Source organism: Saccharopolyspora sp. NPDC045839 (assembly GCF_056431645.1).
On sequence record NZ_JBWKKH010000028.1, the window covers coordinates 80,801 to 102,644 of the forward strand.

The 21,844-nt window shown below is 70.8% G+C and carries 24 protein-coding genes; 22 read left to right on the forward strand and 2 right to left on the reverse strand.

Annotated elements, in window-relative coordinates; genetic code table 11:
* Positions 1 to 83 precede the first annotated feature (83 nt).
* The 16 genes from AC07EQ_RS31425 to AC07EQ_RS31500 all read left to right on the forward strand — a co-directional run bounded on the left by AC07EQ_RS31425 (position 84) and on the right by AC07EQ_RS31500 (position 12,405).
* Positions 84 to 449 carry a DUF397 domain-containing protein gene (locus AC07EQ_RS31425; protein ID WP_478391461.1) on the forward strand — a complete coding sequence of 122 codons (366 nt, stop codon included), beginning with the start codon at positions 84 to 86 and terminating at the stop codon, positions 447 to 449.
* 207 nt (positions 450 to 656) lie between these two features.
* Entirely contained in the window at positions 657 to 2,468 is a 1,812-nt protein-coding gene (locus AC07EQ_RS31430) for a type VII secretion-associated protein (protein WP_478391462.1), read from the forward strand.
* A 4-nt stretch (positions 2,469 to 2,472) separates the two neighbouring features.
* Positions 2,473 to 2,877, forward strand: a complete 405-nt coding sequence (locus AC07EQ_RS31435; protein ID WP_478391463.1) for a hypothetical protein — start codon at positions 2,473 to 2,475, stop codon at positions 2,875 to 2,877.
* Between the two features lie 138 nt (positions 2,878 to 3,015).
* On the forward strand, positions 3,016 to 3,327 hold the full coding sequence (locus AC07EQ_RS31440; protein WP_478391464.1) for a WXG100 family type VII secretion target: 312 nt from the start codon (positions 3,016 to 3,018) through the stop codon (positions 3,325 to 3,327).
* A gap of 61 nt (positions 3,328 to 3,388) precedes the next feature.
* The gene (locus AC07EQ_RS31445) at positions 3,389 to 3,679 is read left to right on the forward strand and encodes a WXG100 family type VII secretion target (protein ID WP_478391465.1); all 291 of its coding nucleotides are present in this window, start codon (positions 3,389 to 3,391) and stop codon (positions 3,677 to 3,679) included.
* A 367-nt stretch (positions 3,680 to 4,046) separates the two neighbouring features.
* Positions 4,047 to 4,493: a 50S ribosomal protein L13 gene (gene rplM, locus AC07EQ_RS31450; protein ID WP_132491634.1), complete on the forward strand. Its 447-nt coding sequence runs from the start codon at positions 4,047 to 4,049 to the stop codon at positions 4,491 to 4,493.
* Positions 4,490 to 5,020, forward strand: a complete 531-nt coding sequence (gene rpsI, locus AC07EQ_RS31455; protein WP_478391466.1) for a 30S ribosomal protein S9 — start codon at positions 4,490 to 4,492, stop codon at positions 5,018 to 5,020. Before rplM ends, rpsI begins: the two co-directional genes overlap by 4 nt.
* 327 nt (positions 5,021 to 5,347) lie before the next feature.
* Positions 5,348 to 6,682 (forward strand): phosphoglucosamine mutase, encoded by a 1,335-nt coding sequence (glmM, locus tag AC07EQ_RS31460; RefSeq protein WP_478391499.1) that lies wholly within the window; start codon positions 5,348 to 5,350, stop codon positions 6,680 to 6,682.
* Positions 6,683 to 6,733: 51 nt separating this feature from the next.
* Positions 6,734 to 6,889, forward strand: coding sequence for a hypothetical protein (locus AC07EQ_RS31465; RefSeq protein ID WP_165968348.1), 156 nt, complete (start codon positions 6,734 to 6,736; stop codon positions 6,887 to 6,889).
* 9 nt (positions 6,890 to 6,898) lie between these two features.
* On the forward strand, positions 6,899 to 7,042 hold the full coding sequence (locus AC07EQ_RS31470; RefSeq protein WP_478391467.1) for a hypothetical protein: 144 nt from the start codon (positions 6,899 to 6,901) through the stop codon (positions 7,040 to 7,042).
* A 212-nt stretch (positions 7,043 to 7,254) separates the two neighbouring features.
* Positions 7,255 to 7,473 (forward strand): hypothetical protein, encoded by a 219-nt coding sequence (locus tag AC07EQ_RS31475; RefSeq protein ID WP_478391468.1) that lies wholly within the window; start codon positions 7,255 to 7,257, stop codon positions 7,471 to 7,473.
* Between the two features lie 14 nt (positions 7,474 to 7,487).
* Entirely contained in the window at positions 7,488 to 7,694 is a 207-nt protein-coding gene (locus tag AC07EQ_RS31480; protein WP_478391469.1) for a hypothetical protein, read from the forward strand.
* Between the two features lie 145 nt (positions 7,695 to 7,839).
* The gene (locus AC07EQ_RS31485) at positions 7,840 to 8,145 is read left to right on the forward strand and encodes a hypothetical protein (protein WP_093265582.1); all 306 of its coding nucleotides are present in this window, start codon (positions 7,840 to 7,842) and stop codon (positions 8,143 to 8,145) included.
* Positions 8,145 to 10,889, forward strand: coding sequence for a WXG100 family type VII secretion target (locus tag AC07EQ_RS31490; RefSeq protein ID WP_478391470.1), 2,745 nt, complete (start codon positions 8,145 to 8,147; stop codon positions 10,887 to 10,889). Before AC07EQ_RS31485 ends, AC07EQ_RS31490 begins: the two co-directional genes overlap by 1 nt.
* Positions 10,890 to 10,894: 5 nt before the next feature.
* On the forward strand, positions 10,895 to 11,323 hold the full coding sequence (locus AC07EQ_RS31495; RefSeq protein ID WP_478391471.1) for a hypothetical protein: 429 nt from the start codon (positions 10,895 to 10,897) through the stop codon (positions 11,321 to 11,323).
* Positions 11,324 to 11,820: 497 nt separating this feature from the next.
* Positions 11,821 to 12,405: a hypothetical protein gene (locus tag AC07EQ_RS31500; protein WP_478391472.1), complete on the forward strand. Its 585-nt coding sequence runs from the start codon at positions 11,821 to 11,823 to the stop codon at positions 12,403 to 12,405.
* 1 nt (position 12,406) lies between these two features.
* Here the strand turns inward: AC07EQ_RS31500 and AC07EQ_RS31505 are convergent, their stop codons facing one another.
* Complete coding sequence (locus AC07EQ_RS31505) at positions 12,407 to 13,243, reverse strand: dienelactone hydrolase family protein (protein WP_478391473.1); 837 nt, start codon at positions 13,241 to 13,243, stop codon at positions 12,407 to 12,409.
* A gap of 116 nt (positions 13,244 to 13,359) precedes the next feature.
* Between AC07EQ_RS31505 and glmS the strand changes: the two genes are divergently transcribed.
* The 6 genes from glmS to AC07EQ_RS31535 all read left to right on the forward strand — a co-directional run bounded on the left by glmS (position 13,360) and on the right by AC07EQ_RS31535 (position 20,864).
* A complete protein-coding gene (glmS, locus tag AC07EQ_RS31510) occupies positions 13,360 to 15,222 on the forward strand; it encodes a glutamine--fructose-6-phosphate transaminase (isomerizing) (RefSeq protein WP_478391474.1) in 1,863 nt (620 codons plus the stop codon).
* Positions 15,223 to 15,512: 290 nt separating this feature from the next.
* Entirely contained in the window at positions 15,513 to 17,030 is a 1,518-nt protein-coding gene (locus AC07EQ_RS31515; RefSeq protein WP_478391475.1) for an NAD(P)H-hydrate dehydratase, read from the forward strand.
* 399 nt (positions 17,031 to 17,429) lie between these two features.
* On the forward strand, positions 17,430 to 18,623 hold the full coding sequence (alr, locus tag AC07EQ_RS31520; RefSeq protein ID WP_478391476.1) for an alanine racemase: 1,194 nt from the start codon (positions 17,430 to 17,432) through the stop codon (positions 18,621 to 18,623).
* Positions 18,620 to 19,714 (forward strand): alpha/beta fold hydrolase, encoded by a 1,095-nt coding sequence (locus tag AC07EQ_RS31525; RefSeq protein WP_478391477.1) that lies wholly within the window; start codon positions 18,620 to 18,622, stop codon positions 19,712 to 19,714. Before alr ends, AC07EQ_RS31525 begins: the two co-directional genes overlap by 4 nt.
* Positions 19,711 to 20,190 (forward strand): tRNA (adenosine(37)-N6)-threonylcarbamoyltransferase complex ATPase subunit type 1 TsaE, encoded by a 480-nt coding sequence (gene tsaE / locus AC07EQ_RS31530; RefSeq protein ID WP_452619464.1) that lies wholly within the window; start codon positions 19,711 to 19,713, stop codon positions 20,188 to 20,190. The genes AC07EQ_RS31525 and tsaE overlap by 4 nt, the downstream gene beginning before the upstream one ends.
* Positions 20,187 to 20,864, forward strand: a complete 678-nt coding sequence (locus AC07EQ_RS31535; protein ID WP_478391478.1) for a DedA family protein — start codon at positions 20,187 to 20,189, stop codon at positions 20,862 to 20,864. The genes tsaE and AC07EQ_RS31535 overlap by 4 nt, the downstream gene beginning before the upstream one ends.
* 95 nt (positions 20,865 to 20,959) lie before the next feature.
* On the opposite strand, the gene AC07EQ_RS31540 is transcribed toward AC07EQ_RS31535, so the two are convergent.
* Positions 20,960 to 21,739 (reverse strand): IclR family transcriptional regulator, encoded by a 780-nt coding sequence (locus AC07EQ_RS31540; protein WP_478391479.1) that lies wholly within the window; start codon positions 21,737 to 21,739, stop codon positions 20,960 to 20,962.
* Positions 21,740 to 21,844: the final 105 nt, after the last annotated feature.

The window sequence follows — 21,844 nt, forward strand, 5'->3', positions numbered from 1 at the left end:
ACCGGCGTTTCGCGTGCGTGGCGGCGCCGGTTTCGCGCGAAAACGCCACCTCCACCCGGACGTGTCAGGGGCGGGCGGCGAGGATGCGCCAGCAGTCCATATGCAGGTGCAACTCCAGCATTGCCTACGTCGAGAGCCTGACGAGCTCCGACTGCTTGTCTCGACCCCAGCACACCCGCGCATATAGCCTGGTCTTCGACCGGTTGCGGGTCGCGGCTCTGAGCGACCGGGACACCTTGCCCTTGATCAACCGAGAGATCGAAGCGTTGAGCTCGGACGGGATGATTTGGCGGAAGTCCAGCCGCAGCAATGGGGCGCCGAACTGCGTCGAGATCGCTCTGGCCGCCGGGTTGGCCGGGGTTCGGGATACGAAGGATCGAGCCGGCGGCACCGTGGTGTTCCGTCGTCGGCAGTGGCAGGACTTCATCGCAGGATTGCGTCGCGGCTGATCGGTTGGACGAGGACCCCTGCGGTGCCGTCGGATGGCAACAATCCGTGACGGGTGCTCGCGCTGATCGCCCGGTCAGGGGCAGACTGTTGGTGCGCTCGCACCCTTAACCTCTAGGGTGCTCGGGGGGGAGTCGGCGCGCCGGATCGGCGGTCGGACGACAGACGTCGCCGGAAAAGGCGCTTCGGCGACGGTGAAGGAGTTCTGGGTGTCCCTGCACGTCTCGATCGACTTCGGCACCTCGAGCACATGCACGGTGGTGTCAGTCGGCGGTGCCGAACCGCAGGTGGTCGTCATCGACGGGCAGCCGCTGGTGCCGTCCGCGGTGTTCGCCGCGGCCGACGGCACGCTGTTCGTCGGGCACGAGGCCGAACGCCAGGCCGCGGTCGACCCGGCCCGCTTCGAGCCGCACCCGAAGCGCCGCATCGACGAGGGCGAGCTGCTGCTCGGCAGCAGCGTGCTGAAGGTAGCCGACGTGATCCGCGCCGTGCTGCAGCGCGCGGTCGGCGAGGCCCGCCGCTTCGCCGGCGGCGCGGCCGTCGACCTGCTGGTGCTGACCCACCCCGCGGACTGGGGTTCGATGCGCACCGCGGCGCTGCGCCAGGCCGCCGCCGGCCTGGGCAAGGAACTCGTCATGGTGCCGGAACCGGTCGCGGCGGCGGTGTTCCACTCCGCCGGGCACGGGCTCCCCGACGGCGGTGCGCTGGCGGTGCTCGACCTCGGCGGCGGCACCGTGGACGCCAGCGTCGTGCGCAAGCAGGGCTCGTCGTTCCAGGTGCTCGCCACCCGCGGCGAACCGAACTTCGGCGGCGCCGACATCGACCAGGCGCTGCTGGACCACATCGGCCGGCTCGTCTCCGGCACCGATCCCGAGGCCTGGGAGAAGCTCGTCGAAGGCCGCGAGATGCCGGATCGCCGCCGTCGCCGGGTGGTGCGGCAGGACGTCCGCGGCGCCAAGGAAACCCTGTCCCGGCACGCCTACACCGACGTGCCGATGCCGCCGCCGTTCTCCGACGCGCACGTCACCCGCGTCGACCTGGAGGCGCTGGTCGCCGCGCCGCTGGCCAAGTCCGCCGACCTGGTGCTGACCACGCTGCGCGAGGGCAAGGTCGCCCGGCAGCAGCTGGCCGGGGTGTTCCTGGTGGGCGGTTCGAGCCGGATCCCGATGGTGGCGCGGCTGATCCACGAGCGCACCGGCGTCGTTCCGACCACATTGGACCAGCCCGAGACGGTCGTGGCGCGTGGCGCGTTGCGCGCGGTCCGGCTCGACCCGGACCGCAGCGGTGGGCTGGCGCCCGCCGGCGCCTGGGCGGGCACCTCGACGGTGCGATCGCATCCGCTCCCGGTGGTCCCGCCCCAGGCCGGCCCCGGCGTGACCGCGGGCGACTCGCTCAGCGGGGCCCGGACCGTCGTCATCGGCGGCAGCGATCAGACGATGCCGGTCGCGCACCAGCGCAGCCGCGAGAAGAACAACAAGCTGCCGTGGCTGATCGGCGCCGGCGCCGCGGCCGTGGTGGCCGCTGGCGTTGTGCTGACCCTCGTCCTGACCAGCACCGGCCGGCCGCAGGCCGGGCCGGAGGTGCCGCCCCGGATGATCGTGCAGTACGACTACGAATTCGCCTATCCCAGCGACTGGAAGCAGATCGGCGGCGACGCGAAGAAGTGGCAGACCATGATCGGCCCGCAGAACGATGAGCAGGACTCGCTGATCGCGGTCGAGGAGGGCAAGCTCAACTTCGACACCGACACCGACCGGAACCGGGCGGTCCAGCAGCTGTTCGGCGAGTACCAGCAGAACGTGGCGAACGGCGCGCAATTCTCCCTGTTCAACGCATCCACCAGTTTCGCGGGCCGGGACGTGGTCTACTACCGGCAGAAAATGCAGGCCGCGACGGTCGAGTGGTACGTGGTGCACCAAGGGCAATTCCGGGTCAGCGTCGGCTGCAAGTACGGCGAGGTCGGCAAGGATGACGTGCTGCGCGCCTGCCAGCAGGTCGTCGGGTCGCTCAAGCTGCGTTGAACCGATGGTGAATTCGCCGCGGCGGAATGGTTTTCGCGCGGCCGCCGGACAGGGAGGCATTGTCATGGCAGATCCAGCGGATTCCGTCCGGAGGTTGCGGTCCGAACTCGCGGATGCGGTGGGACGCGGCCGGCGAGCCCGCGGCGAAGCGAACCACCGCGCACAGGATTTCCAAAGGCACACAAGGGAACTCGCGGGAACGAAGCCGGCGGGTGCCGAATCGGACCGGCGGGCCGAGGCGATCGCCTACCGCGCCCGGATGGGATTGGAAGTCGAAGAGCTCGCCGAAACCGAGTCCAATGTGCGCCCGGACACCGCCGAGAACGAGTCGGCGACCGGGAAATCGCAAGAGCAAACGCCTTCCGACGGCAGTGATCTCGACTTTTCGCAAGCGCGAATCATGCGATGACCTGCGGGTTCCCCGTTCGGCGTTTACATCAGCAACGGGTTCCGGAGAAATCCAGGACAACATGGAACCGAACATGGCAATGTCTGCGTCGCAGGTTCATCAGGACTTGATGACGAGTTTGAAGGGGGTCACCCGAACATGGCTGGAATTGGTGCAGACACCGAGGCGATTCAGCAGGCGTCGGTCGACATCGACGAGGCTCGCAACGCGGTCGAGCAGGCGCTCTCGCAGCTGAGCGGCCAGCTGGAGGGGCCGGTCGCGAACTGGAAGGGCGCGGCTGCGGACGTGTTCCGCAAGCTGATGGACTCCTACGAGGACAGCGGCAAGAAGATCCTGCAGAAGCTGGACGAGCTGGGCCAGAACGTGCAGAGCTCCGGTGCCGACTACGCGGCGACCCAGGAGGAGCAGGCCGCGGAGATCTCCAAGATCACGAGCATGCTCGACGGCTGAGCCGGACTTCGACCTTCGCATCTTCCGTAATCTTCACCATAGGCATTTGAGGGGATAAGCAATGAGCGAGATCGCAGTCAACTTCGCGGAGCTGCAGCAGGCCTCCGACGACCTGCAGGCCGCCGCGCAGAAGATCCAGGGCGAGCTGGACGACCTCGAGGGCAAGATCCAGAAGCTCGTGGCCACCTGGGAGGGCGAGGCCGTGGCTTCCTACCAGGAGGCGCAGAAGTCCTGGGACGAGGAAGCGGCCCGCATGCAGGAGACCGCCGCGAAGATGGGCATGGCCGTTGGTGCCGCCAACGAGTCCTTCCAGGCCGGTGAGAAGAAGAACGCCGGTCGCTTCGGTGGCTGATCCCACCTGCTGAAGAGCGAGCTGCGGCCCCGGCGAACGCCGGGGCCGCAACGCTGTCCGGGGCCGCGCGGGTGCCGCGCCCGGCGTTCGCTATCCTGATAGCGGCGATCTGCCAGGTCAGAATCCTCCGAGCAAGTATCGAGGACCCGTTTTGACCGGGCCAGAAGCCACCAAGTACCCTCATTCTTTGTTGTGCGGTGCGCGGCTGCAGTTCGCGCCAGCGGATCGGGCCCCCAGCGGGTCACGGTCCCGGCGGCGGTACTGGCGGACGTGCCGGTTCCCAGGAGAGTTCCTGCGGGACCGACCGGCGTGATCGAGACGGGCTCCGCACTGACGATTCCGACGCGAACGACGACGAGGTAGATCCGTGCGCACGTACAGCCCGAAGCCCGGCGAGGTGACCCGCGCCTGGCATGTGATCGACGCCGAGGATGTGGTGCTCGGCCGGTTGGCAACTCAGGCCGCGACGCTGCTGCGCGGCAAGCACAAGCCGACCTACGCGCCGCACATCGACACCGGTGACTTCGTCGTCATCGTCAATGCCGAGAAGGTGGCCCTGACCGGTAACAAGCGCACCCAGGCGTTCCACTACCGGCACAGTGGTTACCCCGGTGGTCTGCGTAAGCAGTCCTTCGGTGAGGTGCTCGAGAAGCACCCCGAGCGGCTGCTCGAAAAGGCGATCAAGGGCATGTTGCCGAAGAACAAGCTCGGCCGCGCGATGGGCAAGAAGCTCAAGGTCTACGCCGGCGCGGAGCACCCGCACCAGGCCCAGAACCCGCAGCCGTTCGAGATCAACGCGAAGGTCGAGAAGTGACTGACGAACTTCAGCAGGAAGAGAACGTGACCCCGGCTCCCGAGGAGACCGCCGAGGTCACCGACGTCGCCGACGAGGAGACCGTCGAAGAGACCGGCGAAGAAGAAGCGGTCGCCCCGGCCCCGATCCCGGTGCCGACCGGCCGCCCGGTGCAGACCGTGGGTCGCCGCAAGGAAGCCGTCGTCCGGGTCCGGCTGGTGCCGGGCACCGGTGGCTTCAAGCTCAACGGCAAGACCCTCGAGCAGTACTTCCCGAACAAGGTGCACCAGCAGCTGATCAAGGAGCCGCTGGTCACCGTCGAGCGCGTGGAGAGCTTCGACGTGCTGGCCACCCTGCGCGGTGGCGGCCCGTCGGGCCAGGCCGGCGCGCTGCGCATGGCGATCGCCCGTGCGCTGGTCGCCTACGAGGCCGAGGACCGCCCGGCGCTGAAGAAGGCCGGCATGCTCACCCGTGACGCGCGGGAGAAGGAGCGCAAGAAGTACGGTCTCAAGAAGGCCCGCAAGGCGCCGCAGTACAGCAAGCGCTGACGCGAATTTCATCCGATCTGCGGGAGCAGCCTCGTCCGTTGTGGACGAGACTGCTCCCGCAGTCGTATGCACCGAAGGCCGGTCTCAAACTCGATCTGCGCAGGTGGTCCCGAAGCGGAACCTCAGACGTCCCTCGGTCCGGGATCCCCGACTCGTGTATGCCTGTCGGGGCTGTCCTCCCGGGGAGACGTCCGGGAATCCGCGGGTGGTCGCCTTGATCGCGTGGGCCAAGCGGCTTCGCCGCTGCAAGGACAAGAACTCGACGTGGCGCGTCCGGTCTCGCGCCCCGCGGAGTTTTCCGCGTCACACGAGGAGGACGTGCTGCTGATGGCTCGGTTGTTCGGCACCGACGGGGTGCGCGGGTTGGCCAACGCCGATCTGACGCCGGAGCTGGCGATGTCGGTGGCCGCTGCGGCGGCACGCGTGCTCTACGACCGGGACGATTCGCAGCGCCGGGTGGCGCTGGTGGGCCGCGACCCCCGCGCCAGCGGCGAGATGCTGGAGGCGGCGGTCACGGCGGGCCTGACCTCGGCCGGAGCCGATGTGCTGCGGGTCGGCGTGCTGCCCACCCCGGCCGTCGCGCACCTGGTCGCCGAGCTGGGCGCGGACCTCGGCGTGATGATCTCCGCCTCGCACAACCCGATGCCGGACAACGGGATCAAGCTGTTCGCGGCCGGCGGGAACAAGCTCCCGGACACCGTCGAGGACGAGATCGAGGCACGCCTGAACGAGCAGGTCGACCGGCCCACCGGGGCCCAGGTCGGCCGCGTCCGAGATGTCCCCGACGCGGTGCGGCGTTACGTCGATCACCTGCTGACCGCTGCTCCGCAGCCGCTCGGTGGGCTGAAGGTCGTCGTGGACTGCGCCAACGGCGCGGCTTCGGTCGCGGCGCCGGAGGCGTACCGCCGGGCGGGCGCCGAGGTGATCGCGATCAGCGCCGAGCCCGACGGCATCAACATCAACGCCGGAGTCGGCTCCACCCACCTCGAGGTGCTGCAGGCGGCGGTGCTCGAACACGGCGCGGACCTGGGCATCGCGCACGACGGTGACGCCGACCGCTGCCTCGCGGTGGACGCCACGGGCGCCGCGGTGGACGGCGACCAGATCATGGCGGTCCTCGCGGTGGCCATGCACGAGGCCGGCGAGTTGACCGAGAACACGCTGGTCGCGACCGTGATGAGCAACCTCGGCCTGCACCTGGCGATGCGCGAGCAGGGTGTGGCGCTGCGCACCACGGCCGTCGGCGACCGGTACGTGCTGGAAGAACTGCGGGCGGGCGGGTTCGCGCTCGGTGGCGAGCAGTCCGGCCACGTCGTGCTGCCCGGCCACGCCACGACCGGCGACGGCCTGCTCACCGCGCTGCGGCTGATGGGCCGGATGGCGGCCACCGGCACCCCGCTGGCGTCGTTGGCCAAGGTCATGCGGCGGTTGCCGCAGGTGCTGATCAACGTGCGGGTGGCCGACAAGGCCGCGGTGTGCGCGGCGGCCGACGTCGCGTCGGCGGTGGCGGCGGCAGAAGCGGAGCTCGGCGACACCGGCCGCATCCTGCTGCGCCCGTCGGGCACCGAGCAGCTGGTTCGGGTGATGGTCGAGGCGCAGAGCGAGGACCGAGCGCAGGCGGTGGCCGAGCATTTGGCCGAACTTGTTGCCTCAATCCGGTGATCTTGTGATTTTGATCTCTTGCGACGAGACGATCTGTGAGACCCTGCTCACATGGGTGCCATCGTTGTCGCCATGGTTGTCGGGCTTGTCGCTGTCGGGCTCGTCGTCGGTATCGTGATCTTCTCCGCGCTCGCGCTGGCCGGCATGAAAGCCGTCAACGCCGCGCACGAGAGCAGGTCGTGGTTCATCAACCGCAGGCGGAGCTGAGCGTGAGCCATGCGCGGACAACTCTTCGGTGACCTGCTGATCGTCCTGGTGGTACCCGTGGTGCTCATGATCCTGGGCGCATTCGTGTTCGCCGTCGTGCTGGCGCAGGGCTGGGGCCTGCCGTTGATCTTCGGGGGCGGGGGCCACTCCTGACCGCCGGCTGAGCCCGCGCGGTGTGATCCGGGATCATTCGGTGTTGTGATCTCCATCGATCTGCGACTCATCGTTCTGCTGCTCGGCCTCCTGGCCGCCATCGGCCTCATGGTGCTCGTGGTGGTGCTGTTCCGGCGACGTTGACTTCCCGCTGCCCGCCCGCCGACGCGGTGCCCTCCGATAGGTTCGGGGCCGGACGATTGGAGGCCGTAGTGATCTTCTCGATCCTGATCGTGATCGTGCTGAGCGTGATCTTCGGTGCCGGTGGCGGCGCCGTCGTCGCGCTGATCATGAAGAACAAGGCTCCGGCGCAGCAGCCGATGCCGCAGTTCCCGCCGCAGCAACCGCAGCACCCCCAGCCGCAGCCGCCGCAGCAGTTCCCGCCGCAGCAGGGCTTCGGGCAGCCGCCGCAAGGTCCCTACCAGCAGTGAATACAGGAGGAACGTTGCAACTGCTGATCGCGCTGGTGGGCAGCCTGATCTTCGGCGGCGGCGCTGGTGCGCTGACGGCGATGCTGATCCTGAAGAGCGGTGGTGGCGCGCAGCGGCCCGCGCCGTTCCCGCAGCAGGGCTTCGCCCCGCAGCCACCACAGCAGTTGCCGCCGCAGCAGGGCTTCGGGCAGCCGCCGCAGGGGCCGTACCCGCCGCAGTGATCGACTTCTCGCTTCGCGGATGCAAGCACCTCGCCGGATCTGCCGTTTCGCCTCGGGGAACCTGTCAAGATGAGGAACCGGTGAGGCACACGTGCCGTCACACCCCTGGTGCGACGTGCGCGACAGGTCCGGTGAAGGGGGCACTATGAGCGGGGCGCAGACCTCGGGGACCGACATCTCGAAGGCGGCCAATGCGTTCTCCGACGGTGCTGGGTCACTCAAGGAGCAGGCCAAGAAGGCCACCGATACGAAGCTGACCGCGGAGAAGTTCGGCAAGAAGTTCCACGAGGCCGGCAAGGCCTACAAGGACGCGTTGGACAAACTGGGGAAGAACATCGAGTCGTTCGGCGAGCACGGCTCGAAGCTGTCCGAAGACTTCTCGTCGACCGCGAAGGAATACCAGGCCAGCGACGAATCCGGGGCCAACGAGGTCGGGAAGGTGCAGGCCTGATGGCGGACGAGAAGAAGGAAGAGGAAAGCAGCTTCGGCGAGGAGTTCGGTTCCGTCGTCGGCGGCATCCAGGGCGGCGTCACCGGTCTGGTGGCGGGCCCGGCGGGCGCCGTGGTCGGCGCGAAAGTCGGCTCGGAGGTCGGGGAAGCGGTCGGCGGGGCCGTGCAGGACGCGGGCGAATGGGTCGGTGAGACCGTCGCCGACGCAGGCAGCTGGCTGGTCGACAACGCGGGCGGCATCGCCGACACCGCGATGAGCATCGTCAACCCGATCGGTGGCGGGCTCTTCGAGAAGATCACCGATGGCGGTTTCTCCGCGCTGCAGGAGAAGGCCAAGGCCGCCGAGGAGCGCAAGGGCAAGTTCGACGACGCCAAGAAGAAGCTCGAAGGCGGCGGCTCCGTCGGCACCTCCGACGAACTGCTCGACGACGGCAAGATGGGGCTGGACTTCTTCGAGAAGTTCCTGCCGCTGTACAGGGACTGGGCCGGCAAGGGCGCGGACTTCCAGGCCGATGTGGTCGAGCAGTACGACCAGCTCCGCGAGATCGACTTCGGTGCGTTCCGGGAGGACGCCGAGCGGCTGGGCGGCGTGCAGCAGGCGCTGCTGGACCAGAACGACTCGATGGGCCAGTCGTTCCAGGGCACCAGGCAGACCTGGCAGGGGAAGGCCGCCGAATCGGCCGAGGCCAAGGTCGGCAAGTACAGCCAGGCCGGCACGACGGTCACCAACGAGACCGAGAACATGGCCGGCGCCATCACCCCGGCCGTCGACGGCATCCAGCAGACCGTGCGCGAGTACGCGAAGTTCGTGCTGGAGCTGGGCAAAGAGATCAAGTGCGCGGGCAAGGACCCCGACGACACCAAGGACGAGATCCGCAAGGCGCGCGGCGACATCAATCTCGAGGACCTCAAGGACATCGGGATCGACGACATCTTCTCCGGTGCCTGGTCGATGATCAAGGACCAGGCGATCGGCCTGATCCTGGGCGGCCCGATCGGCGGGTTGATCGGCCAGTTCTTCGGGGCCAAGGACGCCTGCGACCAGATCCGCCAGGGCCTGATCGACGACGCCAAGAAGTGGCTCGACGAGTCGTTCAAGCCCGAGATGGAGCAGAAGTACCAGTCCTTCAAGGACCAGAGCAAGTCCACTCAGGACGCCGTCCAGGCCTCGTACGACAAGATGCTGGAGGCCGCCAAGGTCAGCGACGACCCGTTCAAGGGTCTCGACGGCGATGGCGACGGCGGCGGCAACGACAAGGGCGGTAACGGCACCGGCGGCGGTGGCAACGGAACCGGCGGCGGTGGCTCGGGCACCGGCGGTGGCGGCGGTGGTGCCGGCACCGGTGGCGGCGGCGGCGGTGGAGCGCCGGAGATGCCGGAACAGCCGGAGATGCCGAAGCCGCCGGAGACGCCGGGAATGGACGGCGGCGCCGGCGAGCAGGGCGAGCAGGAGAAGGTGACCCTCGGCGAGGGCGACGACGCGGTCACCGTGCAGAAGCCCGGCCCCGACGGCAAGACGCAGGTCGAGCTGATCGGGCCGGACGGCAAGCCGAAGACCTACGAGGTCGACTTCGGCCCGGCGGGCGGCGCTCCCGGCGGGGGCGCGGCCGACGGCGTGCAGACGATGCCCGCGCCGGGTGGGGTGCCGGGGCAGCCGCCGGTCGGTGGGCCGCCCGGTGGCGAAGGCCCGACCCAGGTGAAGGCGGGCGAGGACGGCAAGGCCGTGATCAAGGAGGGCGACCGCACCATCACGCTGGAGCGGACGCCGGACGGCCAGGTCAAGGTCAACATCGACAACGGCGGCGGGCAGCCGCCGATGAACCAGACGATCGACTTCGGCAGCGACCCGAAGTCGCCGGTCGACGCCGAGCGCATCGGGACCATGCCCGCCGACGCGGGCGGGCTCCGTCCGCCGGAGACCGGCATGCCCGCGCCCGACGCAGGTACGGGAACCCCGGAGAACGTGCGGACGATGCCCGCGGACATCGGTTCGCCGATGCCCGCACCGGACATGGGCGGCGGTCCGATGCCCGGGCCGGACATGGGTGCACCGATGCCTGCGCCGGATCTCGGGGCTCCGATGCCCGCTCCCGACGCCGGGTTCGGCACCATGCCCGCTTACGACGCCGGCGTGGGCACCATGCCCGCGGCGGATCCGGGCTTCGGCGCGGCCGCCTTCGGCGGCGGTGCGAGCACCATGCCCGCGTTCGACGCCGGTGCCGGTGTTCCGGCGGCCACCGAGGCCGCGTCGGCGGGCGCCCCGGCGTCCACCTCGCCGCAGTCGGCCGGCATGAGCTCGTTCAGCGGCCTGGGCGAAGGGGTGCAGAACTCGTTCGGCAGCGCCTCCGGCCAGCTCTTCGGCGGCCAGGACCAGCCCGGCATGCCCGGCGGCTCCGACCAGCACGGATCGACCGGCCTCGCCTCGCTGTCGTCATCCGCGGGCGACTCCGCCGGCGGCAGCCCGCAGGGTGCCACCGGCCTGTCGTCGCTGGGCGACCCGGGTGGTGCCGGGCAGGGCCAGTCCGGACCGCAGAGCGGCCAGGGGGGCAACCAGAGCGCCGCCATGGGCGGCGGGATGATGGGCGGCATGGGCGCGATGGGCGGCGGCCACGGCGCTCAGCAGGGCGGCGATCAGGAGCGGACCAACGACAGTCCGTGGCGCACCCAGGGCCAGCTCTTCGACGACGGGGTCGATGCCTCCGGTATGCGGTTCCGGTCGGTCCTCGGCGAAGACCGGGATAGGTGAGCGTGATGGTTCTGATCAACCAGCAGGTCGCGGACGAGATCGCGACCCTGGTCGCGCGGCACCGCTACGGCGTCGAGGACAGCATGGATGCGGTCCGTGCCGCGGAAGCCGCGTCGGCGCAGAAGAACGAGGAGATCAAGGCGGCCGCGGACGAGCGCAAGCAGGAGCTCGTCGAGAAGGCCGCCAACGCCCAGCCGCCGGAGGAGGACAAGCCGCGGAACGACTGGGCGGGCAAGCGGAACGAGCAGAGCAACGAGATCAGCCTCGGGGGCGACGACGAGTTCGAGGAGGAGCAGCAGTCGGCTGCCCGGCACACGCCGCCTCCCGCACCACCACCGCCACCGCCGCCTCCGGTGGCGCCGAAGCCGGCACCGCGCCGGCGGGCGGCGTTCGACGATGACGACGACTACGAGAACCAGAGCTGGTTGAGGTAGCGCCGAAGCGAGGCCCGGGCCGGGTGCGGCCCGGGCCTTCGCGTCGTCTCGAGCCGGGCTGGGGCGAGATCGGGCTTCGCCCAGCCGCGCAGCGAGCGTTCCGGCCGGGTGGTCCGTGGTGCGCGGAAGTCCTTGCGCATCAAAGGCTTCGTCCCGCCGTGCCGGTTCGGCGGCGGATTCGTCCAAACTAGACGTTTCCCGTGATCGGACGATAGCTTCGGGTGGTCGCCTATTCTTTCCGGGTGAATCCGCAACAGCCCGACCCGTCGGGGCAGCCGCAGTACCAGCCCCAGCAGCCGCCAGCTCCGCAGAGCCCGCAGGGACAGCCTGTTCCGCAGGCCGGGCAGCCCGTTCCGCCGCCCGGGCAGCCCGTTCCCCAGGCGGGGCAACCGTTTCCGCCGCCGGGGCAACCGTTTCCGCAGCCTGGGCAGGCTGTTCCGCCGCCGGGTTACCCGGTTCCTCCGCCGCCGAAGAAGAAGAGCCGTGTCGGCTGCATCGTGGCCGTCATCCTGGTCTCCATCCCGATGCTCCTGATCGGGCTCGTCGCCGGCGGCTACTTCTACTTCAGGCACCAGCACGTCGCCGAGCCGGCCGGGCAGGCACCGAGCGGCGAGCCGATGGTCCCCGAATGCGACCTGCTGAGCGAGAAGACGCTGAAGGACCTGCACACCACGAACTTCATCAGCGGCGCCGTCGGCGAAACGAGCTCCATCTGCATGTGGCGGCCGACGAAGGGCAAGGACGGCACCAACGAGCGCTACCTCGACATCAGCGTCTCCGACTACGCCGACTACTCCGAGCCGATCGAGGAAGCCGAGTCGAACTACGACTACGAGCGGCAGAACGTGCCCCCGGGGGCGGCGCGGGTCAGCGACGTTTCCGGCTCGTGGGACACCGGTTTCCTGGTCGCTGACGGGGAGACGTCCGCGGCGGAGCTGGTCTTCCGCAAGGGCACCAAGATCGTGAGCATCAGCTACGACGGAACCGACAAGTCCTACGGCTTCAGCGACGGGCGGATGCCGATCGAAGAGGCGGAAGCCGCCGTGAAGAAGGTCGCCGAGGAGGTCGCGCCGAACCTGTGAGTCACGCCGCGGCGAGGTCGCCGCGGCTGTGCTCGTGATCGATGCGGCTGCCGCCGATGTCGGCGGTCAGCAGCGCCTCGCCGCGCCGGTCGCCGGCCAGCGTGCGGAGGAAGAACGCGGTGAGCAGGGCCTTCGTGACGCGCTGCGTCGCGTACTCGGGCTTGCCGTGCAGCAGCAGCTGGGTCCAGTGCCGTCCCTCGGTGAAGCCGAGGTGGCTGGCCTTCTTCACCGTCCGCAGCTGCACCGGGCCGCCCCAGGCCCGGGCGATCGGCTCGGCGTTGGCCACCGGCGGCGCCAGCAGGTCCTGGCCCGCGGCGATGTGCAGGCCGGGCACCTCGACGCGGCTCGCGGTCTCGAACGCCGACGGCATGGTCTCGGCGGCGGCCAGCGTCGCGACCGAGCGGATCCGCGGGTCGTCGGCCGCCGCGAGCACCGCGCAGCCGCCGCCCATGGCGTGCCCGGCGACCCCGAGCCGCTTCTCGTCGACGCTGATCTCGCCCTCGCCGAGCCGGACGCCGACGCAGATGTCCAGCGCGGTCCGCAGGTCCCCGGCGAACAGCCGGTGCGATGCGAACGCGCCGCGCTGCGAGCCGGGCGCGGCGACCACGATGCCCCACGACGCGAGGTGCCGGAGCAGGCCGAGGTACCGCCGGGGCGGCTGGAGCCAGCCGTGCCCGAACGCGACCGCCGGCAGGCCGAGCCCGCTGCGCGGCGTGCAGACGATGCCGGGCAGCCCGACGAGGGCGAGATCACCGTGCAGGACGTCGTGCGGTCCGCGGCGGGACAGCTCTTCGAACGCGTTCTTCGGGGAAGGGGCCTTCTTGGCAGTGCGCGCCATGGTCAGCAACGGTAGCGGACCTGCTCATGCGCGCGCGGTAGCCGCCACGGGAGGGGTTCGCCGTTCCGGCTGACGCGAACAGGTTCAGACCATGTGGAGTAGCTACGCTGGGCCGAGTGTGCGGCATCGTTGGTTACGTAGGACATCGCCAGGCGCTCGAGGTCGTCCTCGGCGGACTCCGGCGACTCGAGTACCGGGGTTACGACTCGGCCGGGGTTGCGCTGCTCGACGGCGAGGGCGGCCTCGCGGTGGAGCGCGCCGCGGGCGCGCTGTCGAACCTGGAGAAGCGCCTCGCCGAGGTCGACGGCAGCAAGTTCGCAGGTCACAGCGGCATGGGGCACACCAGGTGGGCGACGCACGGCGCGCCGACCGACCGCAACGCCCACCCGCACCGCGACGCCAGCGGCCAGGTCGCGGTGGTGCACAACGGCATCATCGAGAACTTCGCCGCGCTGCGCGCCGAGCTGGAAGCGGCGGGCATCGAGATGGCCAGCGACACGGACACCGAGACCACGGCGCACCTGGTCGCCGCCGCCTACGACGACGGCGCGACCGCCGGTGACCTGACCGCCAGCGTGTGCGCGGTCGCCCGGCGCCTGGAGGGCGCCTTCACCCTGGTCGTCACGCACGCCGCCGAGCCCGGCAAGATCGTGGCCGCCCGCCGGTCGTCGCCGCTGGTCGTCGGGGTCGGCGAGGGCGAGCACTTCCTCGCCTCCGACGTCGCCGCGTTCATCGAGCACACCCGCGACGCCGTGGAGCTCGGCCAGGACCAGGTGGTCACCATCACCCGTGACGGCTACCGGGTGACCGACTTCTCCGCCGCGGACGTCGAGGCCAAGCCGTTCACCGTGGACTGGGACCTGTCGGCCGCCGAGAAGGGCGGCCACGACTACTTCATGCTCAAGGAGATCGAGGAGCAGCCCGAGGCGCTGGAGAACACGCTGCGCGGGCACTTCTCCGGCGGCGGCATCGTGCTCGACGAGCTGCGGCTCACCGAGCAGGACCTGCGGGACATCGACAAGGTCTTCGTCGTCGCCTGCGGCACCGCCTACCACTCCGGGCTGCTCGCCAAGTACGCCATCGAGCACTGGTGCCGGGTGCCCGTCGAGGTCGAGCTGGCCAGCGAGTTCCGCTACCGCGACCCGGTGCTGGGGCGGGACACGCTGGTGGTGGCGATCTCCCAGTCCGGCGAGACCGCCGACACGCTGGAGGCGGTGCGGCACGCGCGCACCCAGCGGGCGCGGGTGCTGGCGATCTGCAACACCAACGGCGCGCAGATCCCGCGCGAGTCGGACGCGGTGCTCTATACCCACGCCGGGCCGGAGATCGGTGTCGCGGCGACCAAGACGTTCCTGGCGCAGGTGGCGGCGAACTACCTGGTCGGGCTGGCCCTGGCGCAGGCGCGCGGAACGAAGTACCCGGACGAGGTGGCGCGGGAGTTCGCGGAGCTGTCGTCGATGCCCGACGCGGTGCGCCGCACGCTGTCCACGGTGGAGCAGGTGCGGGAGCTGGGCCAGGAGCTCGCCGACGCGAAGGCGGTGCTGTTCCTGGGGCGGCACGTCGGCTACCCGGTGGCGCTGGAGGGCGCGCTCAAGCTCAAGGAGCTCGCGTACATGCACGCGGAGGGCTTCGCGGCGGGTGAGCTCAAGCACGGGCCGATCGCGCTGATCGAGGAGGGCCTGCCGGTGGTCGTGGTGATGCCGTCGCCGAAGGGGCGGGCGCTGCTGCACTCCAAGCTGGTCTCCAACATCCGCGAGATCCAGGCGCGCGGCGCCCGGACGATCGTGATCGCCGAGGAGGGCGACGACGAGGTCCGGCCGTTCGCGGACGAGCTGGTCACCATCCCGGCGGTGCCGACGCTGCTGCAGCCGCTGGTGTCGACGGTGCCGCTGCAGGTGCTGGCGGCGGAGATCGCCCGGGCCTGCGGCTACGACGTCGACAAGCCCCGGAACCTGGCCAAGTCCGTCACCGTCGAGTGATTCTTTCCGACGAGGGGCGCCTCCGCTCCGGGGTAGGTCGGCAGGCGGCGATTTCGCGCGAAATCGCCGTCACTCCCGTGCCCTGAGGTGCTGTTTCGCACGACCTCCTGGCCGGTCGGAGGCCCTCCGCCGGTACCTGAAAGCGTGATTGATGGGCTCGTGATCGGTTCCGGAGCCCCCGGGCCGAAAGCGCTCGCGGGACCGGTTGGCGAAATGCCCGGATGGGATGGCGTGGATCGCCGGGGCGAGCGGGCAGACTGTGCGGCATCGCCGACTGCGAGGAGGACGCGATGCACGGAGTGTGGACGCCCGATCAGATCCGCGCCGCCGAGCAGCGGCTTTTCACCAGGACACCGGAGCCCGCGGTGATGCGGCGCGCCGCGTACGCCGTCTCGGTCCACACCGCGCGGGTCCTCACCGAGTTCACCGGCGGCGTCGCCGGTCGCCACGTCACGCTGCTCGTCGGCGCGGGCAACAACGGCGGCGACGCGCTGTGGGCCGGGGCGTTCCTCCGGCGCCGCGGGGTCGGCGTCACGGCGGTGCTGCTCGCCCCGGAGCGGGCGCACGCAGCGGGCCTCGCCGCGCTGCGGCGGGCCGGTGGCCGCGCGGTCCCGGCGGAGGGTGCGAGCCCGGACACCGCGGGGATCGGGGCGGAGTCCGCGGATGCGGTGGAGCGGGCGGACGTGGTGATCGACGGGATCGTCGGCCTGTCCGCGCGCGGTCCGCTGCGGCCGGTGGCGGCGGAGCTGGTGCGCCGGGTCGACGTGCCGATCGTCGCAGTCGACCTGCCCAGCGGCGTCGATCCGGTCACCGGCGCGGTCGACGGCCCGGCGGTGCTGGCCGACGTCACGGTGACCTTCGGCGGGCGCAAGCCCTGCCACGTGCTGGGCGCGGGCGCGGTGCACTCCGGGGACGTCGAGGTGATCGACATCGGACTGGCCGACGACCTGCCCGATCCCGATCTCTACCTGCTGCAGGACGCGGAGATCGGCGCGGGCTGGCCGGTTCCGGGCCCGGCCGACGACAAGTACAGCCAGGGCGTGGTCGGGGTCGCCGCCGGGTCGGCGACCTACCCCGGCGCGGCGGTGCTGGCCAGCGGGGCGGCGGTGCAGGCGACCGCGGGCATGGTGCGCTACGCCGGTCCCGCCGCTGACGTGGTGCGCACGCACTGGCCGGAGGTGGTGGCGACGGGTTCCGTCAGCGACGCCGGGCGCGTGCAGGCGTGGGCGGTGGGGCCGGGCATCGGCACCGGGGCCAGCGGCCGCGACGTGCTGCGGCACGTCCTGGATTCCGGGCGTCCGGTGTGCGCGGACGCCGACTCGATCACGCTGTTCGCCAACGACAGCACGCTGTGGGACGCGCGCGACCCGGATGCGCCGCTGGTGCTGACGCCGCATGCGGGCGAGTTCGCGCGGCTGGCGGGCGGGGAACCCGGCGAGGACCGGGTCGCCGCGGCGCGGGACGTCGCCGCTCGCTTCGACGCGGTGGTGCTGCTCAAGGGCAACACCACCATCGTCGCCGCGCCGGACGGCCGGGTGCTCGTCAACGATTCGCGGCACGCCTGGCCGGCGACGGCGGGCTCCGGCGACGTGCTCACCGGGTTGATCGGCGCGCTCCTGGCCAGCGGCGTGGAGCCGTGGCTGGCCTGCGGCTACGCGGCGCACGTCCACGCCCTCGCGGCGGACCTCGCCGCCCACGGCGCCCCTGCCCGGAACCCCGGGGAGGTCGGCGCCCCGATCGGCGCCTCGGCGCTGCTCGCGGCGGTCCCCACGGCGATCCGAACGGTCCGCGAAGCGGCGCTGTCCTGAGCTGCTGAGCAGCGTATTCGCAGGTCAGCCCTCGTGCGTACTTTGATCCGCTATAGCGGTCCAAAGTACTCACGAGCCATGAGCTGCGGAGACATCGCACCGATGCATGGAGATGCGCCACGGTCGCGGCTCTGGACGGGCGCTGGGAGGGCCTCGGTGGTTTCCGATTTTGCCTAAAATTGGGAACCCGATCTCGGTTTGAGCCCTGTCCGATTTTAGGCAAAATCGAGCACCCCAAAAACTACTTTTCGTATCGTGGAAGTATGGGTGGGGCGATTTCGCTGGAAGGTCATGTTCGGTCGGGTCGGTCCTGCAGGGTGGGATGCGGCCGGTCGGGGAGGGTCGGAGGCCCGGTACCTCGGGAGGGGCATCGGGGTGGTGTGCGACCATGTGCCTGCCATGAGTGACCAGCCCGCGTACCGCGCCGACCTGCGCATCGACGTCGACGCGATCCGCCACAACGTGAGGGTGCTCTCGGCGCGTGCCCGCGATTCGGGTGCCCGCACGATGGCCATCGTGAAATCCGACGGCTACGGTCACGGCGCCCTGACGGTCGCCGCCGCCGCCCTCGAATCGGGCGCGGACCGGATCGGCGTCGCCGCCATCGGGGAAGCACTGCAGCTGCGTGCCGGCGGCATCACCGCCCCGGTGCTGTGCTGGCTCTACGTCGAGGACGACGACTTCGGCCCGGCCGTCGCCGCGGACATCGAGCTCTCCGCTTCTTCGCAGGAAAGCCTGCGCCGGATCGCCGCCGCGGCCGAGCAGCAGGGCCGCGTCGCCCGCGTGCACCTCAAGATCGACACCGGGCTGTGCCGCAACGGCTGCCCGGCCGAGCTGTGGCCCGCGCTGGTGGAGGACGCGGCGAAGGCCGAGGCGGACGGGCACGTCGAGGTCGTGGCGGTGTGGTCGCACCTGGCGTGCGCCGACGAGCTCGACCACCCCTCGATCGACCGGCAGGCCGAGCGCTTCGGCCTGGCCTACGAGCAGGCGCGGTCGGCGGGGCTGAACCCGATCCGGCACCTGGCGAACTCGGCGGCCGTGCTGACCCGCCCCGACCTGCACTTCGAGCTGGTCCGGCCGGGCATCGCGGTCTACGGCCTGGATCCCGTTCCGCAGCACGGGGATCACGACCTTCGCCCGGCCATGACCTTCCGCTCCTCGGTGGTGTCGACCAAGCGCATCGCGGCGGGCGAGAGCGTCTCCTACGGGCAGCAGTGGACGGCCGAGCGCCCGACGAACGTCGCGCTGGTGCCGGTCGGCTACGCCGACGGCGTGCCGCGCACCCTGTCGGGCCGGATGTCGGTGTGGCTGGCCGGGAAGCGGCGGCCGGTGGTCGGCCGGGTGTGCATGGACCAGCTGGTGGTGGACCTCGGCGACGACCAGGTCGCGGACGGTGCCGAGGTGCTGCTGTTCGGGCCCGGCGACCGGGGCGAGCCGACGGCCGCGGAGTGGGCCGACACGATAGGGACGATCCACTACGAGATCGTCACCGGCATGTACCGGCCGCGGGTCACGCGCACCGTCGTCGACGCGCTCGTGAGCGTTGATTCCGGTTCTTACCGGAACGACCACTCACGACAGGAGCTGCCGTGAAGCCGGTCTGGCAGGCGCTGGCCTGGACGAGCGGGGTGCTCGGCGCCGCGATCACCGGCGCCGCGGTCGGCGTCGCCGCGCGCAGCTCGCGGATCGCCGCGCAGCGCAAGGCCGACGACCCCCACGCCGACGAGCCGCTCGGCAGGCTCCGCCCGGACCGGCAGTCCACTGTGGCCGCCGACGACGGGGTTCCGCTGTCGGTGCAGGAGATCGGGCCCGCCGACGGTGGCGAGGCGGAACTGACCGTGGTGCTCGTGCACGGCTTCGCGCTCGACTCCCGCTGCTGGCACTTCCAGCGCCGCGACCTGCCCGAGCTCACCGAGCCGCGGGTCCGGCTGGTGCTGTTCGACCACCGCAGCCACGGCCGTTCCGGCCACTCCGCCAAGCGCAACAGCACGATCGAGCAGCTCGGCAGGGACCTGGACGCGGTGCTGCGCTCGGCGGCGAGCCGGGGGCCGATCGTGCTCGCCGGGCACTCGATGGGCGGCATGTCGATCATGGCGCTCGCCGAGCAGCGTCCTGAGCTGTTTCGCGACCGGGTTCGCGCGGTCGCCCTGATCGGCACCTCCGCCGGCGCGGTCGGCGCCTCTGGGCTGCCCCGGCCGTGGCTGCACCGCGCCAACCCGGTGCCGCGCGGGCTCGCGCTGCTCGCGGACTTCCAGCCGGACTTGGTGGAGCGCACCCGGCGGCTCGGCGACAAGCTGACCTGGACGCTGGTGCGCAACCTCTCCTTCGGGGATCGCGACATCTCGCCGAAGATCGTGGACCTGATGGCCGAGATGATCGGCGCGACCACCGTCGAGGTGGTGACCGACTTCCTGGAGACGATCAGCCTGCACGACCGCAAGAAGGCGCTGGCGGCGCTGCGGACCTGCGAGGTGCTGGTGCTCACCGGCGACGCCGACCGGGTCACGCCGTTCTCGCCGCACGCCGAGGTGCTCGCCGCGGAACTGCCGGGCGCGACGCTGGTGCGCGTCGAGGGCGCCGGGCACCCGGTGATGCTGGAGCGACCGGAGCTGGTCACCGAGGAGTTGATCGCGCTGATCCGGCGGGCCGTTGGAGGAGGAAGCGGAGAGGTGACCGGGAGTTGAGCCCTGCACTGCAGACCGTCGAGTTGCCGGCGGAGTCCGACACGTTGGAGTTCGGCCGCCGGCTGGGAGCCGTGCTGCGCGCCGGCGACCTCGTGCTGCTGGACGGGCCGCTGGGCGCCGGGAAGACCGTGCTGGCGCGGGGGATCGCCGCGGGCATGGGCGTCACCGGCTCGGTGACCTCGCCGACGTTCGTGATCGCGCGGGTGCACCGACCGGAGTCCGGCGACGGCCCGGCGCTGGTGCACGTCGACGCCTACCGGCTGGGCGGGTTGGACGAGATCGACGACCTCGACCTGGACACGGATCTGACGGATGCCGCGGTGGTCGTCGAGTGGGGCGAGGGCCTCGCGGAGCGACTCGCCGATGCGTACCTGCTGCTGCGGATCCGCCGCCGGGACGACGACGTCCGCGAGATCACCCTTGAGCCCCATGGTGAATCCTGGGAACCCCGGCTGGGCGAGCTCGCCGCTCGATGACGGATTTCCTGGCCGGGATCCCCGGCCCGCTCGCGCTCGTCGTCGTCGCGGTGCTGCTGTTCGCCGAATCCGGCCTGCTGATCGGGGTTTTCCTGCCGGGGTCGGGCACCGTGCTGGCGCTCGGCTGGCTCGCCGGGCAGGGTGTCGTGGAAGTGTGGCTGGCCGCGATCTGCGCCTTCGGCGCGACGGCTTTGGGCTGCCAGCACGGGTACTTCCGCGGCCGCCGGGACGGAGTGCTGCGGCGGCAGCTGGTCAAGCGCTTCGGCGAGCAGCGGTTCGCGCGCGCGGAGTCCGCTTTGGACGGACGCGCGGAGGTGACCGTGGCGGCGTCGCAGTGCTTCGCCGTGGTTCGCACGCTGGTGCCCCGGCTGGCGGGGCACGCCAAGGTCACCCACCTGCGGTTCACGATCTGCAACGTGCCGGTGGCGGCGGCCTGGGCGACGACGCTGGTGCTGCTCGGAGCCTGGTCGGGCGAGGCCTACGAGCAGGTGCAGGCGACGGTGGGCCTGCTGGGGCTGCCGCTGCTCGGCATCGCCGCCGTGCTCGCGCTGGCGGTGTGGTGGCTCCGCCGCCGAAAGCAGCTCCGCCAGGTCTCGCAAGTGCCTTCGCCGCTTGCCGGACCTGCCTCGACCTCGCCTAGCCCGCCGGTCGGTCAACGCGAGACCTCAGGCTGACGGTTTCAATTGAAACCGGACCCCGGTTTCAATTGAAACCGCCGGGTGCGCCGGTCCGCCGGTGCCCGGGCAGGCGCAATTTCAATTGCGGTGGGTCAGGCCGTGTTGCTGATGCTCAGCTCGGCCGACAGATCGTTGGCCAGGCGTTTCATCAGCGGGATGACCTCGTCCGTCGAGATCCGCGTCATCCGGCCCTCCGGACCGGAGATCGAGATCGCCGCGCCCGCCGGCGCTCCCGGCACGGCGACGGCGTAGCAGCGCACGCCGACCTCCTGTTCGCCGTCGTCCAGCGCGTAGCCCTGCTGTCGGATGCGGCCCAGCTCCTCCTGCATCGCCTCGACCGTGACGATGGTGCGCTCGGTCTGCGGGTGCATCGTCGTGCGGGAGAGCAGCTGCGTCACCGTCTCCGGCGGCATGGTGGCCATGACGGCCTTGCCGACGGCCGTGGCGTGCGCGTCGACCCGGCGGCCGACCTCGGTGAACATCCGCATGGAGTGCTGCGAGGGGACCTGCGCGACGTAGACGATCTGCTCGCCGTCGAGCACCGCCATGTTGGACGTCTCGCCGGTGGCGTCGGTGAGCTCGGCGAGGTACGGGCGTGCCCAGGAGCCGAGCGCGCGGCTGGCGGTCTCGCCGAGCCGGATCAGCCGGGGGCCGAGCGCGTAGCGGCGCGAGGGCTGCTGGCGGGCGTAACCGTTGCTCACCAGCGTGCGGATGATGCGGTGGATCGTCGGGAGCGGCAGGCCGGACTTCTCGGCGAGCTCGGACAGGGCGACTTCACCGCCGGCGTCGGCCATCAGTTCCAGGAGCTCGAAGGTGCGTTCGACCGACTGCACCCCTCCGCCCTGAGTCGCCCGCTGCGGGCCAGTGGTCATCGCAGAACTCCCTTTCCACTGTGCTGGCTGAGCAGAGTCTAGTCCGTGGCGGGTGCGCCAGCTCATGTTGCTTCGAACGATATATGGAAACTAACATCCACGATG

Coding starts and splice junctions, on each gene's coding strand:
- AC07EQ_RS31505 (WP_478391473.1), bottom strand. CDS start 13,243: ATGGCGCGCACTGCCAAGAAGGCCCCTTCCCCGAAGAACGCGTTCGAA.
- AC07EQ_RS31540 (WP_478391479.1), bottom strand. CDS start 21,739: ATGACCACTGGCCCGCAGCGGGCGACTCAGGGCGGAGGGGTGCAGTCG.
- AC07EQ_RS31485 (WP_093265582.1), top strand. CDS start 7,840: ATGAGCGGGGCGCAGACCTCGGGGACCGACATCTCGAAGGCGGCCAAT.
- AC07EQ_RS31440 (WP_478391464.1), top strand. CDS start 3,016: ATGGCTGGAATTGGTGCAGACACCGAGGCGATTCAGCAGGCGTCGGTC.
- AC07EQ_RS31495 (WP_478391471.1), top strand. CDS start 10,895: ATGGTTCTGATCAACCAGCAGGTCGCGGACGAGATCGCGACCCTGGTC.
- AC07EQ_RS31465 (WP_165968348.1), top strand. CDS start 6,734: ATGGGTGCCATCGTTGTCGCCATGGTTGTCGGGCTTGTCGCTGTCGGG.
- AC07EQ_RS31515 (WP_478391475.1), top strand. CDS start 15,513: ATGCACGGAGTGTGGACGCCCGATCAGATCCGCGCCGCCGAGCAGCGG.
- AC07EQ_RS31470 (WP_478391467.1), top strand. CDS start 6,899: ATGCGCGGACAACTCTTCGGTGACCTGCTGATCGTCCTGGTGGTACCC.
- AC07EQ_RS31425 (WP_478391461.1), top strand. CDS start 84: ATGCGCCAGCAGTCCATATGCAGGTGCAACTCCAGCATTGCCTACGTC.
- AC07EQ_RS31445 (WP_478391465.1), top strand. CDS start 3,389: ATGAGCGAGATCGCAGTCAACTTCGCGGAGCTGCAGCAGGCCTCCGAC.
- AC07EQ_RS31535 (WP_478391478.1), top strand. CDS start 20,187: ATGACGGATTTCCTGGCCGGGATCCCCGGCCCGCTCGCGCTCGTCGTC.
- glmM (WP_478391499.1), top strand. CDS start 5,348: ATGGCTCGGTTGTTCGGCACCGACGGGGTGCGCGGGTTGGCCAACGCC.
- AC07EQ_RS31435 (WP_478391463.1), top strand. CDS start 2,473: ATGGTGAATTCGCCGCGGCGGAATGGTTTTCGCGCGGCCGCCGGACAG.
- alr (WP_478391476.1), top strand. CDS start 17,430: ATGAGTGACCAGCCCGCGTACCGCGCCGACCTGCGCATCGACGTCGAC.
- AC07EQ_RS31490 (WP_478391470.1), top strand. CDS start 8,145: ATGGCGGACGAGAAGAAGGAAGAGGAAAGCAGCTTCGGCGAGGAGTTC.